The sequence below is a fragment of the Aliiglaciecola sp. SL4 genome, assembly GCF_041538045.1.
In the GTDB taxonomy this organism is placed as follows: domain Bacteria; phylum Pseudomonadota; class Gammaproteobacteria; order Enterobacterales; family Alteromonadaceae; genus Aliiglaciecola.
In genome coordinates, this window is the sequence record NZ_JBGOSE010000020.1 from 1 (window position 1) to 16180 (window position 16180).

General features: G+C 40.7%; 15 protein-coding genes. 7 read left to right on the forward strand and 8 right to left on the reverse strand.

Translation table 11 applies throughout. From position 1 onward, the window contains the following. Positions 1–277 precede the first annotated feature (277 nt). The 4 genes from rpoD to rpsU form a co-directional block, all read right to left on the reverse strand. On the reverse strand, positions 278–2107 hold the full coding sequence (rpoD, locus tag AB6T38_RS18440; protein WP_372548701.1) for an RNA polymerase sigma factor RpoD: 1830 nt from the start codon (positions 2105–2107) through the stop codon (positions 278–280). 285 nt (positions 2108–2392) lie between these two features. Continuing rightward, the gene (dnaG, locus tag AB6T38_RS18445) at positions 2393–4177 is read right to left on the reverse strand and encodes a DNA primase (RefSeq protein WP_372548702.1); all 1785 of its coding nucleotides are present in this window, start codon (positions 4175–4177) and stop codon (positions 2393–2395) included. Positions 4178–4301: 124 nt separating this feature from the next. Next, a complete protein-coding gene (locus tag AB6T38_RS18450) occupies positions 4302–4745 on the reverse strand; it encodes a GatB/YqeY domain-containing protein (protein ID WP_348489112.1) in 444 nt (147 codons plus the stop codon). Positions 4746–4833: 88 nt separating this feature from the next. Next, positions 4834–5049, reverse strand: a complete 216-nt coding sequence (rpsU, locus tag AB6T38_RS18455; RefSeq protein ID WP_008845199.1) for a 30S ribosomal protein S21 — start codon at positions 5047–5049, stop codon at positions 4834–4836. A gap of 234 nt (positions 5050–5283) precedes the next feature. Here rpsU and tsaD point away from each other — a divergent pair, with 234 nt between their 5' ends. Then, the gene (gene tsaD / locus AB6T38_RS18460; RefSeq protein ID WP_372548731.1) at positions 5284–6297 is read left to right on the forward strand and encodes a tRNA (adenosine(37)-N6)-threonylcarbamoyltransferase complex transferase subunit TsaD; all 1014 of its coding nucleotides are present in this window, start codon (positions 5284–5286) and stop codon (positions 6295–6297) included. 236 nt (positions 6298–6533) lie between these two features. Beyond that, positions 6534–7364 carry a hypothetical protein gene (locus AB6T38_RS18465; protein WP_372548703.1) on the forward strand — a complete coding sequence of 277 codons (831 nt, stop codon included), beginning with the start codon at positions 6534–6536 and terminating at the stop codon, positions 7362–7364. A gap of 31 nt (positions 7365–7395) precedes the next feature. On the opposite strand, the gene plsY is transcribed toward AB6T38_RS18465, so the two are convergent. Beyond that, positions 7396–8022, reverse strand: coding sequence for a glycerol-3-phosphate 1-O-acyltransferase PlsY (plsY, locus tag AB6T38_RS18470; RefSeq protein WP_372548704.1), 627 nt, complete (start codon positions 8020–8022; stop codon positions 7396–7398). A 124-nt stretch (positions 8023–8146) separates the two neighbouring features. On the opposite strand from plsY, the gene folB reads away from it, so the two are divergent. Genes folB through AB6T38_RS18490 form a run of 4 tightly spaced genes read left to right on the forward strand, consistent with a single transcriptional unit; the run spans position 8147 to position 10233 of the window. Then, positions 8147–8500: a dihydroneopterin aldolase gene (gene folB, locus AB6T38_RS18475; protein WP_348489115.1), complete on the forward strand. Its 354-nt coding sequence runs from the start codon at positions 8147–8149 to the stop codon at positions 8498–8500. Positions 8501–8503: 3 nt separating this feature from the next. After that, a complete protein-coding gene (folK, locus tag AB6T38_RS18480; protein WP_372548705.1) occupies positions 8504–9007 on the forward strand; it encodes a 2-amino-4-hydroxy-6-hydroxymethyldihydropteridine diphosphokinase in 504 nt (167 codons plus the stop codon). After that, positions 9004–9804 carry an undecaprenyl-diphosphate phosphatase gene (locus tag AB6T38_RS18485; RefSeq protein ID WP_372548706.1) on the forward strand — a complete coding sequence of 267 codons (801 nt, stop codon included), beginning with the start codon at positions 9004–9006 and terminating at the stop codon, positions 9802–9804. The genes folK and AB6T38_RS18485 overlap by 4 nt, the downstream gene beginning before the upstream one ends. Positions 9805–9861: 57 nt before the next feature. Further along, positions 9862–10233, forward strand: coding sequence for a histidine triad nucleotide-binding protein (locus tag AB6T38_RS18490; RefSeq protein ID WP_372548707.1), 372 nt, complete (start codon positions 9862–9864; stop codon positions 10231–10233). Here the strand turns inward: AB6T38_RS18490 and AB6T38_RS18495 are convergent. Together AB6T38_RS18495 and AB6T38_RS18500 are read right to left on the reverse strand one after the other, a co-directional pair. Continuing rightward, positions 10230–12002 carry a putative bifunctional diguanylate cyclase/phosphodiesterase gene (locus AB6T38_RS18495; RefSeq protein WP_372548708.1) on the reverse strand — a complete coding sequence of 591 codons (1773 nt, stop codon included), beginning with the start codon at positions 12000–12002 and terminating at the stop codon, positions 10230–10232. The two genes, AB6T38_RS18490 and AB6T38_RS18495, sit on opposite strands and share 4 nt — an antisense overlap. Before the next feature lie 351 nt (positions 12003–12353). Continuing rightward, positions 12354–14033 carry a Zn-dependent hydrolase gene (locus tag AB6T38_RS18500; protein WP_372548709.1) on the reverse strand — a complete coding sequence of 560 codons (1680 nt, stop codon included), beginning with the start codon at positions 14031–14033 and terminating at the stop codon, positions 12354–12356. Between the two features lie 272 nt (positions 14034–14305). On the opposite strand from AB6T38_RS18500, the gene AB6T38_RS18505 reads away from it, so the two are divergent. Continuing rightward, entirely contained in the window at positions 14306–15133 is an 828-nt protein-coding gene (locus tag AB6T38_RS18505; protein ID WP_372548710.1) for an HDOD domain-containing protein, read from the forward strand. A 98-nt stretch (positions 15134–15231) separates the two neighbouring features. On the opposite strand, the gene rdgC is transcribed toward AB6T38_RS18505, so the two are convergent. Continuing rightward, a complete protein-coding gene (gene rdgC / locus AB6T38_RS18510) occupies positions 15232–16131 on the reverse strand; it encodes a recombination-associated protein RdgC (RefSeq protein WP_372548711.1) in 900 nt (299 codons plus the stop codon). Between the last annotated feature and the right edge of the window lie 49 nt (positions 16132–16180).

Consider the following 16180-nt stretch of genomic DNA (forward strand, 5'->3'; position numbering starts at 1 on the left):
TCTATCCAACTAATCGCGGGGCTAAAGCACCCGCCTACAGGGAGTGTTGTAGGATGGCCTTCAGGCCATGGGATCTATCCAACTAATCACGGGGCTAAAGCACCCGTCTACAGGGAGTGTTGTAGCATGGTCTTCAGGCCATGGGATCTAGCCAACTAATCGCGGGGCTAAAGCACCCGTCTACAAACTGTGGGTGCGTGAAATATCCATCGACAATACACACAAACAAAAAAGCCGCTATTAAGCGGCTTTTAAAGTTTGCATCTAAAGCAAGAATCTACTCGTCTAAGAAACTGCGCAATTGCTCAGAGCGGCTGGGGTGACGTAACTTACGTAATGCTTTAGCTTCGATCTGACGAATACGTTCACGGGTAACGTCAAACTGTTTACCAACTTCTTCCAAAGTGTGGTCAGTGTTCATATCAATACCAAAACGCATTCGCAATACTTTCGCTTCTCTGGCCGTTAGTCCAGCAAGTACTTCCTGAGTGGCGTCTTTAAGACTACCGCCTGTAGCTGAATCGAGGGGCTGTACAATGGTACTATCCTCGATAAAGTCACCTAAGTGCGAATCTTCATCATCACCAATTGGGGTTTCCATGGAGATTGGCTCTTTAGCAATTTTAAGTACCTTACGGATTTTGTCTTCAGGCATGATCATGCGTTCTGACAACTCTTCCGGTGTCGGCTCTCTACCCATTTCTTGTAGCATCTGACGAGAAATACGATTTAGTTTATTAATCGTCTCGATCATGTGCACAGGAATACGGATAGTTCGCGCTTGGTCAGCAATTGAGCGAGTAATCGCTTGTCGAATCCACCAAGTCGCATAAGTGGAAAACTTATAACCACGACGGTATTCGAACTTATCAACGGCTTTCATCAAGCCAATGTTGCCTTCTTGAATCAAATCCAAGAATTGCAGTCCACGGTTGGTATACTTTTTAGCAATGGAGATAACCAAACGTAAGTTCGCTTCTACCATTTCTTTTTTCGCGCGACGGGCTTTCGCTTCACCAATCGACATACGACGGTTAATGTCTTTAATATCTGCGATGATCAAACCAGTTTCTTCTTCAACTTGGTTCATCTTGCCGGTGGCGCGTTCTAATTCTTCTTTAACTTCAAGTAAAGCAGGCACATAGCTCGCGCTGCTTTCAAGTACTGCAACCAACCAATCAGTGGTGGTTTCGTTGCCTGCAAACGCCTTAATAAAGTCTTTCTTAGGCATTTTTGCATTGACAACACAGTGCTTCATTACAATTCGTTCTTGCACACGTACACGATTCATCATGCTGCGCATGTTCTTAACCATGCGGTCGAATTGTTTTGGTACTAATCTGAACTCTTTAAATACTTCACTTAGCTCATTAATTTGTTTTCTAGCGTCTTTGTGAGAACGACCTTTAACCGCAATAACATCGCGAGCTTTGATATATTGCTTACGCAAAGCGTCAAATTTTTCTCTGGCTAGTTCAGGATCAGGACCGGTATCCTCTTCTTCCTCGTCCTCATCATCGTCGTCGTCGTCTTCGTCTTCCAACTCTTCTTCAGATAACTCAGAGCCAACATGAGTCGCGGTAGGAGCGACGTCCGTTTCGTTAGGATCGACAAAACCAATAATAATGTCACTAAGACGAATTTCTTCAGCTTCGAATTGGTCCCATTGATCAAGCAAATAGGTAATTGCTTCTGGATATTCTGCTACAGAGCATTGAACTTGGTTAATACCATCTTCAATTCGTTTGGCAATTTCAATTTCGCCTTCACGAGTTAGAAGCTCCACCGTTCCCATTTCGCGCATGTACATACGAACTGGGTCAGTTGTGCGACCAATTTCACTCTCAACCGTAGCTAACGCTTGGGCTGCGGCTTCAGCGACTTCTTCATCGGCTGTCGTTTCTTGCATCAACAATTCGTCAGAATCGGGTGCTGATTCGAAAACCTGTATTCCCATGTCATTGATCATTCGAATAATGTCTTCGATTTGATCAGAGTCAATAATATCTTGGGGAAGGTGATCGTTTACTTCAGCAAAAGTTAAATAACCTTGCTCTTTTCCTTTTACAATAAGGAGTTTTATCTGAGACTGCTTGCTTTGCGCCATATAACCTACGTTTCTCAAAATCAGTTGAAAGTGTACCTGGAACTGACCAACCTAAATTGTCAAATCCAGATAAAATCTGCGTGCACCGAGGCGTTTGCGAATTAACCAGTATAGCAGAAAACCCAGTACTCAGGCCAGCTAATTCGGCCATTTTCCCGTAATTTATCGTTAAGCCTCACAGTTTCTTTAATGTATGGGTGAATAGTTTTTATTCAAGTGCAAATTGAATAAAACATAAGGTTAAACCTAGTATTAAATATTTACCCTATGATCAGACTGCGGGTTTTACTCAGCGCTATAGGTGGCTTTGGTTTGGGTAAGCAATTTCACTTCTTGCATTTCTTCTTTGGTCATTGCTGATCCTTTTGCCATAAGTTGTTGATATCTCGCTTTAAGTTGTTGTTCAATTAAGCGATTAAAACTGTCGATATATAATTTATCGGGCCGGTTGTCGTCAGCATCATGGTCGATTTGCAACAATTGTTGTAAGAACTTTGCTTCCGGATCGCCCCTGAAATGCTCTAATACATGTCCTGTATTGATGTCCGATTGAGATGCACAGAATTGCTGCATTTTAATCAGCACATGTAAACCTTTGATAAAATCGGGGTTCAATGCTGCCGGTTGAATATCTGGATGCTGTTTGGCTAAGTTAGGATGCAGTAATAACAGCCGTAGGAGTTTTCTAACGGGCGACATATTGTTTTTGTTAGGTAGCTGATAATCCAGTTTTTGTGCTTTGCCAATGCGATTAGCTTGTTTAATATCCTGCAAAATATCAGCTTTATAGCTATCGCCTTTGATCTTTTTACGTAATTCTTCTTTGAGCAAAACCACGAGGTTTTCAGCATTAATTTGCTCAATATACTCATTAGCTGCTTTAGTTAAGGCTGCTTTTCCTTCGCTACTGCCGACATTAAACTGCTGAATAAGATTCTCAAAAAAGAACTGGGATAGGGGAACGGACTTTTCCCGCAAAAGGGTTTCGAATTGCTCTTTACCGGTTTGTCTCACTAAAGTATCTGGATCTTCACCATCAGGCAGAAACAAAAACTTCATCTCCACACCATCTTTGAGCTGAGGAAGGGCGTTTTCTAAGGCGCGCCATGCGGCATCTCGGCCTGCGCGATCGCCGTCGTAACAACAAATTATTTCTGGTGCGGCACGAAATAACATTTGTATATGTTCTGGGGTTGTTGAGGTACCTAACGAGGCTACGGCGTAGTCGATCCCATATTGGGCTAACGCGACGACATCCATATAACCTTCAACAATCATTAACCGTTCAAGTTTACGGTTGGCTTGTTTCGCTTGATAAAAGCCATATAACTCATGACCTTTATGGAAAATTCGGGTTTCCGGAGAGTTAAGGTATTTAGGACCGCCATCTTCTAAAACACGGCCACCAAAACCAATCACTCTGCCGCGTTTATCGCGGATTGGGAACATAATCCTATCGCGGAAAAAATCATATCGGCGACGATTGTCATTTTCAGTAATTAACTTTAAATCAAGTAGCTGTTGTTGCTTTTCAGGACTGGTGCCAAATTGCTTATAAATACCATCCCACTCCGGCGGCGCATAACCGATGCCGAAGGCTTTAACGATTTCACCACTGAGTCCACGCTGCTTTAAATAGTCAATGGGTTTGTTTTTTTGAGCATGCTGCTTTAATTGATGTTCAAAAAAACGAGAAGCTTGTTCCATTAATTGATAATCATCGGCAATTTGCGCTTTTTGCTGAGGAGTGGGACCTGGTTTGCCACCTTGTTCTCGTGGCACTTCTAAACTGTGAAATCTGGCTAATTCTTCTACGGCTTCTGGAAACTCAAGACGATCATATTCGATGACAAAAGATATGGCGTTGCCATGGGCACCACAACCAAAACAATGATAAAACTGTTTCTCTTGGCTGACTGTAAATGATGGGCTTTTTTCACTATGGAAAGGACAACAAGCTTGGTAATTTTTGCCTGCTTTTTTTAATTTAACGCGACTGTCAATTAACTCCACTATGTCAGTGCGAGCAATTAAGTCATCGATAAAGTCTTTTGGAATTCGTCCAGCCATGAATAGGATTCAAACTTGTAAAAGGGGTTAAACAAACATTACTTTATCAGTAAGGAACAGAAACAAACAAGCCGCAATTTTGCAATTGCGGCTTGAGAATAGTTTCGCGAGTGGCTTAAGGTAATCAGGCAAGCTTAGCTTTAATTTGACCACTTAATTTGCCCATATCAGCACGGCCCTGAACTTTTGGTTTTAACCAGCCCATTACCTTGCCCATATCCTGCATCCCCGCAGCCTGAGTATCTTGCATCGCTTGTTGAATCAAATCATCTAATTCTTCAGCCGTTAACGGCTGAGGTAAAAATGATTGGATAACATCGATTTCTGCTTTTTCAGTGTCCGCCAAATCTTGGCGTCCAGCATCTTCAAATTGGCTAGCAGCATCTTTACGCTGTTTAACCATCTTTGTTAGCAGTACAATGACATCAGTATCAGTTAACTCAATTCTCTCGTCTACTTCACGCTGCTTTACTGCTGCAAGTGCCATACGAATTGTGCCAAGACGAAGTTTGTCTTTAGCGCGCATAGCATCTTTCATTGCTTGATTTAGTTGTTCAAGAAGGGTCATCTGAAAACTCTAAAACGTAAAACTATTTAGACAGCTTAGGCTTGGAATTAAAAATCTAGATTTAATCCCAAGCAACAGAAGCGAGATATTAGTATAACTTGATGCGACGTGCGTTTTCGCGAGCTAACTTTTTCAAGTGACGCTTTTTAGCAGCTGCTTTCTTACGCTTACGTTCCCAAGTCGGCTTTTCAAAGAATTCGCGACGACGAACTTCTGAAAGAACACCTGCTTTTTCACATGAACGCTTGAAACGACGCAGTGCTACGTCAAATGGTTCGTTCTCTCTTACTTTAACGATTGGCATTAAAATCTCACCTCAAAATATTAAATCTGGTTACCAGCCCAAAAAATAGCCGGTGCGGTCAAAAATGGTGCGGAATTTTAATCATTCGCTGGGCGCTTGTAAAGGGAAGATTGAAGATTATTTCACTTTTGCCGCAAGTTTTTTGCTTTTTGCGGTTTAAATTCGCAGAACCCTAGCGTCTTTAAGGGCGCAAAGGTAAACTTCGAGCAATTTTGATACAGAGTATAAATGAATATGCGAATTTTAGGAATTGAAACTTCCTGTGACGAAACTGGCGTGGCTATTTTGGATGATCAGCAAGGGCTGCTTTCCCATGAATTATATAGTCAAGTGAAGTTACATGCCGATTATGGCGGCGTGGTGCCTGAGTTGGCGTCTAGAGATCACGTCAGGAAAATTGTTCCGTTAATTAAAAAAGCCATGTCTGATGCAAATACCACAGCACAGCAGATAGATGGAGTTGCTTACACTCAAGGGCCTGGATTGATCGGCGCTTTATTAGTAGGCGCGTCTGTGGGTAGAAGTTTAGCCTTTGCTTGGAATGTGCCTGCTGTTGGTGTTCATCATATGGAAGGCCATCTACTTGCACCTATGCTCGATGACCCTAAACCTGAATTTCCGTTTATTGCGTTGTTGGTTTCTGGCGGACATACCATGATGGTTCAGGTTGAAGGAATTGGACAATATAAAGTCTTGGGCGAGTCGGTGGATGATGCCGCCGGAGAAGCCTTCGATAAAACCGCAAAAATGATGGGTCTTGATTATCCCGGTGGTCCTTTGTTGGCTAGGCTGGCAGAGCAGGGCACACCCGGGCGTTTCCAATTTCCACGACCAATGACCTCGAAACCTGGATTGGATTTTAGCTTTAGTGGTTTAAAAACTGCCGCTGCCAATACCATTCGCTCTGAAAACTTAGATGAACAAACCAAAGCCGATATTGCATATGCATTCCAAGATGCGGTAGTGGATACCCTAGCAATTAAATGTAGACGAGCACTCAAGCAAACAAAATTAAAGCGCTTAGTGATTGCCGGCGGAGTTAGTGCCAACACTATGCTCAGAGAACAACTCGAAGGGATGATGAAAAAGATTAACGGTAAGGTGTATTACCCGCGCTTAGAATTTTGCACAGACAATGGCGCTATGATTGCTTACGCCGGTTTACAACGCCTTAAGGCCGGTCAAGTAGAATCGCTCAATAGTAAAGCCAAACCTCGCTGGTCTTTAGATACGTTGCCTGCAATTTAATTACAAATTTTTAATTGTCATTTGTTTAATATAATTTCCAATGTCCTACAAACAACACTCTTTAATTAAGTTGTTGTTTTTGGGGTTGGTGTCAACTTTGTTTACAAGTTGTAAACATTTAACTTGCAACTATATGATTTTCCTACCGTGGCATACTTTATGCTGTTTAAAAAATTAGCAGCTACGTTCTTGCGCAGTTGCTCACAATGATTCTTATTTCACAAAAGGAAAATTTCATGAATAAGAGTATTTTAAGAAACAGTATAATTTGTTTAATCACCCTTTTACCTATGTTTAGTGTTCAGGCCTATCTTGTGGGAGGGCCCAATTCGTCATTGCAAACAGAAAATGGTACCTATACCTGGGATGGTGGGGTGTATGTGAGTGATTTCAGAACTGCATTGGAGAATCCTTTATATTTTGGTGCTGGGGGGGTCGTTAGTGAGTCAATCACCACCATGGATATAATCCCGGATGCAGCAGGTCTAGCCGGAGTTGATGGTTTTATAGCGCCTTGGTGGGCGGTATCTGAATCGAGCGCTTACCATGCTGATGTAATAGATTTTTTCCTAAATGGTGGAGATTTATGGTTAATGCAGGACAGTTCTGGACGTGATGGTATAGGTGCAGATCTAGGTATCCCGACTATTGGTCAGACGGCAATTTCTCCAGTAAATGGTATATCGCCTCTATTTGATGGGCCATTTGGTGTAGCTAACAATATTACACAAGGCGGGGGAGAAGAAGGTTTTTTATCAACCGCTGACGTACTTAATGCTAATGGCAGTATTATCGGTACAAATACTGAAAATCAAGTGATTGCTGCTGCATGGGGGGCTGGACAATTTGCTGCAGGTGCAGGATCACTTATTGTTGTTGCTGATATTGATATGTTTACCACTCAGGCACAATTTGACCCGCTAAATGATAACGGTATTTTTGCATTAAATGCATTTGCGTTTCTGGCAACATCAGAAGACCCTATTGGTGTGCCTAATGTACCCACCCTAATGTTGATCATATTGGGAGTTGGCTTATTAAGACGTGGGCGAAAAATAAATAGATAGATGTCTTAAAAAGTACATTAGTTATATAAGACTAGCGTTTTTTTGGGGGCTTAGTTAAACCACTCGCTTTGCCCTTTTCCCATATCTTGCTTTCTTGGCCACGAAATAAACGTATTATATTGTCTTTGTGGCGCAAAATTATAAGCACAGCTAACATGCTAACTGGCAAGGTGTACTCAGGCTTCACGAAATAAGTAATAACTGGCGATAAGGCCACTGCGGATATGGCAGCCAATGATGAATAACCTGTAGCGAATACAACTAATCCCCAACAAGCTATTAATGCTCCAGCCAATTCTACGCCAATGGGTAACATAGCACCAAATGCAGTGGCTACTGCTTTTCCCCCCTTGAAGCTGAAAAACAACGGGAAAATATGCCCTAGGCATGCTGCTATCGCTACAAATCCGAGCACGAGAGGAGAGAATCCAAGATAATAGCTAAACCAAACTGGAATAGTGCCTTTTAGTACGTCGAATAAAAGTACCAAAACCGCCGGTAACCTCCCGCCTAAACGCAAAATATTGGTCGCGCCAGGGTTGCCAGAACCATGTAAGCGGGGGTTAGGTAAATAAAACAAACTGCTGACAAGCATTGCACTGGAAATAGATCCGGCTAAATAGGCAGAAGTGATCATCAATATTGTTAGTGCTGTCATATACTTGGTCTTCCTAACAAGTTAAACTCTCGAACCTATAAACGGGTAAAAGTGATCTTGTGTTAGCTTCTCACATAGGTCTTCACTTTACTGCATTTAGATATTATAACTGCGCGGATCTGTCATGGACAAAATTATTATACAAGGCTTGCAAGTTAAGTCACTAATCGGGGTCTACGAGTGGGAACGAGAGGCAAAACAACCATTACTAATCGATATTGAGCTATCTAGCGATCTTAGCACTGCGGCAAATTCCGATGATGTGAAAGATACCTTCGATTATGCTGCGTTAGCACTTGCTGTAGAAGAAATAGCCTTCAACAGTCAATTCCAGTTGTTAGAAGCATTAGCAAACCATATTATTCATCATATTTTGAGTTATAACGGTGTTAAAAGCACAAAAGTATCGGTGACAAAACCTAACATATTGCCCAATGCTAAAGCGGTGACAGTAGAACTTTATCGGGAAAATGCTTAACTAATGTTACATCAAATTTATATTAGTATCGGTAGCAATGTTGAGCGGGACAAATATACCCGTGCTGGATTAGATGGTTTATTTGCACAGTTCGGTGAGTTAACCCTTTCCAAGGTCTATGAGAGCGAAGCTGTTGGTTTTAGTGGCTCTCACTTTTATAATTTGGTGGTGGGTGCTAAAACCGACAAATCTGTACAACAAGTGTGTGAGATCCTCAAATCTATAGAGAATGAAAATGGCCGAATTAGGGGCGAGAAAAAATTCGCACCTAGGACCTTAGATCTCGATCTACTTTTGTTTGATGACATTGTGACCGAAGATGGGGTGGTATTGCCGCGCCAAGAAATTGATTACAATGCCTTTGTTTTACTACCTCTGAGTGAAATTGCTGGAAATGTGATACACCCTGTTCACCAAAAAAGTATTGCCGCAATGTTGGCCGATTACGATCAAAGCCAACAAAAATTATGGACGATTGAATTTAACTGGAGACCCGCGACATTATGACTTTGTTCGAAATTATTGTACTCGCTATTATTCAAGGTATAACTGAGTTTTTACCCATTTCAAGCTCTGCACATTTGATTCTTCCGTCTGAAATACTTGGTTGGAAAAATCAAGGTTTAGCCTTTGATGTGGCAGTCCATGTTGGGAGTTTGTTGGCGGTCATGATCTACTTTCGCGCCGATATTGCGCGCATGTTGGTAGCTTGGTTGCAATCGGGGTTTAGTAAAAAACAAACCGATGATAGTAAGCTAGCATGGTGGGTAATTTTGGCTACCATTCCAGCCGTTGTGATTGGTTTTCTGGCCAAAGATTTTATTGAAGAATATGCTCGTTCAGCGTTAGTCATAGCCTGCACTACCATAGTATTTGGTTTAGTACTTTGGTACGCCGATGTGACGGGCAAACTGACAAAAAATATTTACCAACTAACATGGAAAAACGCACTGTTTATCGGCATAGCTCAAGCCGTCGCGCTTATCCCAGGTACATCCCGCTCTGGCATCACTATGACGGCGGGTTTGATGTTAGGTATGAATCGAGAAAGTGCAGCACGATTTTCTTTTTTATTGTCGATACCGGTTATTTTGGGGGCGGGGTTGTTAGCAACCTTAGATCTGTTGCAAGCGGATACGGCGGTTGATTGGGAAGCTCTTTTTTATGGCATTGTTTTATCATTTATTAGCGCTTATGCATGTATCTTTTTGTTTCTCTCTTGGATTTCCAAAATTGGTATGTTGCCGTTTGTCATTTATCGCTTAGTGCTAGGTGCCGTTTTACTTGGATTTGTTTTTTGGTAAATCGGCGTGTTTGTAATAGAGGTTACTGTTTAAACGTAGTTATTTAGGAGTGTTATTGTGTCTGAAACTATCTTTACAAAAATAATTAATCGGGAGATCCCAGCTGAGATCATTTTTGAAAATGATCAGGTGTTAGCCTTTAAGGATATTAACCCTCAAGCTCCTATACACTTTTTAGTTATCCCTAAAAAAGCTATTGCCACTATTAATGATATTCAAGCAGAAGATGCTGAAATCGTGGGGCAGCTTTATTTAGCTGCGGCTCATATAGCTAAGGAACAAGGTTTTGCTGAAAGTGGTTATCGCGCCGTGATGAATTGTAATGTGGATGGCGGGCAAACGGTATACCATATTCATCTACATGTTTTAGCGGGCAAACCTATGGGCTGGCCACCATACCAAGATACACTTAAGCAGCAGCTACCCTAATCCATTAGTGGTAAAGCGCGTCCCTTTAAATACTGTTTTAAAAATGTTGACTCCAAGGGTTTAGCAAAATAATACCCTTGGAGGTGGTTTACACCCGCTTTTCTTAGAACTTCAGCTTGCTGCAAAGTTTCAACTCCTTCGGCGACCACATCGTAACCAAACGCTTTCGCTATTTGCAGTACGGCATTAACTATGGGCATTCCATTGCTGTCTAGGCTGTCTACAAACGCCTTATCAATTTTAACTTTATTAGCAGATAGATCTTGGATCACCGATAGTGATGAATATTCAGTGCCGAAATCATCAATTGAAACCTTAATACCGCGCTCTTGAAGACACGTTATCTTGTCTAATAGGGTTTCTTTATCAGCTGCAAATACCGATTCAGTAATTTCTATATGGAGAAACGTCGAAGGTAGCCCTGAGTCGACTAAAGCTTGATCTACTATATCAATAAAATCATCATCTTGTAATTGAATCACACTGACATTGACTGCCACAGATAAGGGCATTTTCGATTGCCAAGATTTAGCCGCTTTACATGCTTCGTTCAAAACCCAGGCACCAATTTTTCGAATTTGACCATACTGTTCAGCAATGGAAATAAACTCATAAGGTGGAATACTTTCGTTGACAAATTGCCATCTTAGAAGCGCTTCAAATGCAATGGGTTGAAAGGTTTCACTGTCCACTATCGGTTGAAATACCAACCGTAGTTGTTGATTCTCAATTGCTTCACTTAATCCGTCTTTTAAACGCTGTTCTCTAGCTAGCTGTTTGCCGAGGTGGGCTGAGAAGACGCCAGCGGTAGAGGGAAACGCTTTTTTCTGATAGTACATCGCTGTATCAGCGAGCTGGATAAGTACATTCTCTTGAGTGGCATGTTCAGGGAACATGGCAATACCGACAGTGGCACTAATTGATAAGCGGTTTCGAGAGAATATATAAGGCTCAGAAATACGCCTAATTAACTTATCCGCAAGTAAAATGGCTTTACTTTTATTAGCGTTTTCCACCGCAACTAGGAATTCATCGCCTCCCCAACGACATATAAGTTGATGGTTTTTGTATATCTCTTTTAATCGTTCTGCGGTTTGTTTCAAAACCATGTCGCCGGTTTCATGGCCAATGGTATCGTTTATTTTTTTAAAACCATCCAAGTCAATAAACAGCAGAGCAATGGATTTGTTTGCTTTTTTACTTGTGTCTATATTCGTGCGTAGGTGAGTGAGAAATGCATTTCGGTTAAATAAACCGGTAAGAGGATCAATATTAGAAAGCTCATATATTTGTTTCGTCCTAGCGCTGACTTCTGCTTCCATGTCTTCCACTAAAACTGCATTCTCGTTCTTCAAACGTATTGCCAGGGCTGTAAAATTAGCGGATTTGCTTGCGGTAATTAACATTACGCAACCAAAGGACATCCCTAATAAACCTAAAATATACTCGTGAAATTCGGGGGCTAGTAGTAGTGCTATTGAAAAAGGGATTAACAGAATTCCGCTATATAACATTGCTGTCACTTTACTACCGGCCAAGACTGTACTAGCACCACCGGCCATGGCTGAGACAATGATGATGTTAAATGCAAGTTCAATAGTATCTATGTAGGGAAACAGTACAAGACAGTACATGCACCACATACTTGCAGTTGTAATGGTTCCTAGAGAAAACCGCAAAATCGATTTTTTACTGTTATTTGGCGCTGCTTTATTTTTCTTGAGCCAAAAATAGGTATCCGCTAATCGTATTAATAGCAGTACCATCATTGAAATCCACCAGTAAAATTTAAACGCGTCAATGTCTGGATTGGTGAAACCGAATACAAGGAGAGTAGAGGCGACAAGGCTTACAACTATGCCAGCATAGCTATTGCTATATAAGATTTCAGCAGCATCCTGAAAATGTTTCGATTGAAGTGCTAAATTGGAATTAATCGTTTTGCCTCATATTTTTCAATAGCCTCAAAGGCTGATGATGTGGCGAATAACTCTAGCTAATCGATTATTTTAACTACTTGAAAATTAGCCTTTGGACTGGAACCTAATTAACAGTGAATATTAAATCACGCTTTGTAGCTATTGTGAATAGCTACAAAGCGTTGATAAGACAACTTTAGACTAAAGTCTAAGCACTTCTTTACCTTGTTTAAATGTCACATCAACAGGGATATTTGCGTCAGTCAGCTTTTGTAAATCTTCAGCAAGTACTTCTTTGATAATGCCTTTTTCTGCTACTAATTGGCTAACACCTTGATAATCGCCGTCACCTTGTAGGGTTAAAATAACCTCAGATAAAGCAGCAATTGCCTCGCCCATCTTTTCCATATTGACTTGGTAAAGGCCATTTTCATCTCGACTAAAGGCTCCTTTTTCCTGGAAAAAATTAAATCGAATCATGTTGGCTTTTCCATGTGCACTGGATGCTCCAAATCGCACAGAACGGAAAATACCGGCCATAAAAGTGACGTAATAGTCTTCTAGCTGACCCTCGGTAATCGCTCCTTTGTTAAGAAGCTGTTCAACCATATACAAACCTAAGATATCCGCTTTCCCCTCTTCTAACGCTGACGCATGTTCTTTAAGTGCGCCGCGGACAGTGCCTTGACCATCAAGAGTGTTTTTAATCCCTAAACCGTGAGCCACTTCATGGAACATAGTATTGGCGAAAAAGGCATTAAAGGTAATGTGTTTACGCTGTTCTGGGCTAATTAATAGTTCCGATATTGGCAGCAAAATGTGTTCAAACTTGGCCTGCATGGCATTTTTGAGCTGCAGTCTGCGGGTACCATTTTTAAGTTGTACTTCTTCATCATTGGGCAAATTAATGGCAATAGTTTTACTACCTGCATTTGAGTGACCAGCATAGTAAATGACGTCATACGCATTTAGATCTGCGTTGCTACCAGGCATTTCCGCTTTATACTCGTCTGCCACTGGAAGACCTGTTTGTAGTTCAGGTAAATAAGCTGCATATTTTGCTAAACGCTCGCTCCAACTTAAATCTTTTAATAAAACATAAGCTTCGAACGCTGCACGGTATCCAAATAGTTGATCTTCATAGGTTTCAATGGGGCCTATTACCAATTCAATGGGGTTGTCTTTCATTTGCATCCAAGCAAAATCTGATGGTTGATAATTGTCTGTAATTAACGCTTCAGCTCGAATTTTTAAATAATTCCCAAATGTTTGGTTCTCAGCCAACTCGGAGGCTTGCAGTAATAAATCAGCCGCCGCCTGCAAATCATCTGCAAAATAGTCTGAATAGGGAACTTCGATTAATTTACCGCTCTCATCACGAGAAACCATTGAATACAGGTTATCTTTACGTTTTATATCACTGGCTAAGTATTCTTCCTTACTCATGTCTTCAGGATAAAACTGCGCGCCTAATGGCTTTTCACGAGTTTGAGTTAAGAAAGGTTTATCCCCGTTCAATCTATCCCAAGGTCCATAATTTATATCTGCAAATTTACGTACTTTTGGATCTTGCAATGAATCTAAAAACTCTTGTTTAGGTTGACTAAATGCTTGTTTCCAAAACAAGTCGTCCATAATTTTCGATGCATCAATCAACAGGGATAACATTTTTTTCTGGTTTTCACTATATGCTGATAAATCTGCTGATAACGTGACTGGAAAATAGATATCTAAACGTTCTTCAGCAGTTGTTACCAATTCTACTTTTTCTGATTCAGTCGAACTTTGTGGTGTTGGCGTTTCTATTTGCTTTGATGAATCTGAACAAGCCGCTAAAAACAGTGCGGATATAGTTAACGCGAGGAGGTTTTTTCTAATCATTGCTCATCCTAATTTGTTTTTTTTATTGAATGCATAAATAATTGAATTGCAAATTTAAATTGGTATGCGTAGTTTATAGCCTTTGTAGAGTGTTTAGTGCAGTTTAAGATACCTTATGTATCTTATTAACTGCAACATAAGCCTCAGACCATTTGGTATCATTAAGTTTACCAATTCAATGGAGATGAAGATACTCATCAGACCAAATATTGATACGGCTGCTTTGATTCTCAATGTCGAGTAGGTCATCGCTCAATTAAATAGGAAGAAATATGTCCACAGAAAACGCGTTGCTAACCATTCTGGTCGAAAAAATCAAGAATGATACAATTGTTTTACCAACACTTCCCGCAATAGCACTGAAAGTTAGGCGTGCTGCAGATGATCCGAAAATAAATCTCAATGCAATGGGTGATATTATTGCTCAAGATCCCTCATTAAGTGCGCGAATAATCAAAATTTCTAATAGTGCCTATTTAGGTCGAGCAATCAAAGTAACATCGGTTTCTCAGGCTGTAACTCGAATTGGGCTCAGCCAAATCAAAAATATTTCAACGGCCTTGGCGATGGAACAGCTGTTTGTTTCTAAAAATGAGTTGGTTAGAGATTATATTGCTAAAATGTGGGCGCAAACCATCGAAAGCCTTTCATATTCTGTTGCGGCACTGCAATTTTATAGTAAAAAGCGTCACTTAAGTTTAGATACTCTCACCCTTGCATCGCTAGTTCATAACATTGGGGTATTACCAATATTGACCGAAGCTGAGCGCCATGAAGAAGTGTTTGCTAACCCTCAATTTTTAAACACGTCTATTATCAAGTTATCAGGACACATAGGTGGCAAAATTATGCGCCAGTGGGATTTTGATGAGCAGTTTGTCAATATTGCTGAAAAGTGGCGAGATATGAGCTATCAAGAAGAAGACGCCAGTTTCATCGATTTTGTTCGTCTTGGTGCGGCCCTAAGTGGTGTATTTGATAGTCAAAAAGATGCAGTTTTGAAAATCTGTTTAGATAAAAAAATAATCGAAGATTTAAGCATTTTAGATAGTCCTGAATTTATTGATGCGAGAACAAGCGCTAAATCTGTATTCGCGTAATATTTAGCCAATTCGTTTTTTTTGCTAAAAAAAATGCTGTATTAGAGTCTTCTCTAATACAGCATTTTTATTTAAACCGTGTTTGCTTTGATAAAACCTTAGTCTTGATCCAAGGAAAAAGTTTTTATTAGCCACTGGGAAAAACGTACGATTTCACCAGACATCAACGTAAAGTCGGCATCCACGCGGGCAAGTTTGTTTTCTTTAGGAATATCATCGTTTTGTTCTTTTACCACGTCCGTAAATTTAAGACGTTTAACCGATAAGTCTTCTTCAAGCATGGCAGTAAGACTTTCATCCCATTCAATAGCCAGTTTGTGCACAAATTTTCCGGCTTCAATATGATTAAGAATTTCATCTTCCATAAGAGGCTGGTTTTTAACACGAACAATGCTGTCTTCTTCGCCTTGGCCACGGAGTTCTGCTTCTTCTAATAAGACCACATCACTAGGCGCTGCAGAGTCTTTGATCCAATTTGTTAGCTCTCCTTGGATGCTAGTGCGCGACAAGGGGACGACAGGCAGAGAGGTCATAGCTTTACGGATCATCGCTAAGAACACTTCAGCTTTACCATCAGCGGAAGCATCCACCACAACCAAGTTATCTTTAATTGAAATAAAACCGTGGGTAAAACTATTCTTGGTAAAGGCTTGAGGTAACAAGCGGCGAATTATTTCTTCTTTTAGATCCTGTTTAGCTTTTTTGCCTACGGCTGAGCCAGTTTCAGTTTCAATTTGCGCGACTTTTTCAGCTAATTCGGCATTCACTACTACGGCGGGTAAAATACGTTCCTGCTTTTTTAGGGTTATCCAAATTCGACCTTGGGCACTGTGTAGTAATGTGCTGCCAGATTCAAAAGGAGATGAGAAACCCATTGTGGATAATTCTTGGCTATTACAAGGACGAAATTTAAATTCCGCTAGCTTTTGCTCAACGTCATCTTCTTGCCAGTCTAGTGTTTGCGTAATTGCAAAGAGTTTTAGATTTTTAAACCACATATTCTCTACTTAAATAAGATTTTTATTTGGTATTCAACCTTGTTACTGA